This is a genomic window from Rhodococcus sp. C26F, from assembly GCF_053345925.1.
In genome coordinates this window covers 90,646-91,641 of record NZ_JBKFBA010000012.1, presented here as the reverse complement: position 1 = coordinate 91,641, position 996 = coordinate 90,646, and the positions used below count along the sequence as shown (strand labels likewise).

Genomic DNA, 996 nt, shown 5'->3' with positions numbered 1-996 from the left:
CGAGGGTGACGGCTGAGTCACCTTCGAGGGTGACGGAGGACTGAGTCACCCTGCGCTGCGCACATGTCCGCGCCGACCCGTAGCGTGGACACGTGCGCACGCAGGACCGGTCGCAGCTCGCGCTGTTCGCGACCGAACTCGATTTCCCCCTCGACGACTTCCAGGTCGAGGCCTGCCGCGCCCTCGAGGACGACCGCGACGTCCTGGTGTGCGCCCCCACCGGGGCGGGCAAGACCGTCGTCGGTGAATTCGCCGCCCGTCTCGCGCTCACAGCGGGCGGACGCTGCTTCTACACCACCCCCATCAAGGCGCTGAGCAACCAGAAGTACCTCGACCTGTCGCGCCGCTTCGGCGACGACCGCGTCGGTCTGCTCACCGGCGACATCTCGCTGGACCCGCACGCGCCCGTGGTCGTCATGACCACCGAAGTGCTGCGCAGCATGCTGCACGGCGGCTCCCCGCTCCTGCACGGACTCACCCACGTCGTCATGGACGAGGTGCACTATCTCGCCGACCGCGAGCGCGGTGCGGTGTGGGAGGAAGCGATCCTCTCCCTTCCCGACGACGTGCGGCTGACCAGCCTGTCGGCCACGGTGAGCAACGCCGAGGAGTTCGGCGGCTGGCTGCGCGGCGTCCGCGGCGACCTCGCGGTCGTCGTCGAGGAGACCCGGCCCGTCCCGCTCACCCAGCACATGCTCGCCGGCGGGCGGCTGTTCGACCTGTTGTCCCCGTCCGGCACCGTCGACGAGACCCTCGAGCGGTACATCGCCCACCGCCAGCTCGTCGAGGCCGCGCCCGGCCCCGCGACCGGCCGTGGACGACGACGGCGACGTGCGCGCGGAGCACCCGGACCGGCCGGTGCCGACCTGCCCGAGGTCGTCGCCCGGCTCGAGGCCGAACAACTGTTGCCGGCCATCTGGTTCCGGTTCAGCCGCAACGGGTGCGACGACGCCGTCGCCGAATGCCTCGAATCGTCGGTTCGTCTCACCGAGGCGG

At 71.2% G+C, this 996-nt stretch carries 1 pseudogene (only partly in view); it reads left to right on the top strand.

Features of this window, described 5'->3' with window-relative positions:
- Nucleotides 1-92 precede the first annotated feature (92 nt).
- Nucleotides 93-996 (top strand): annotated as a pseudogene (locus tag ACLBYD_RS15265) (DEAD/DEAH box helicase) (it continues 1,400 nt past the right edge of the window).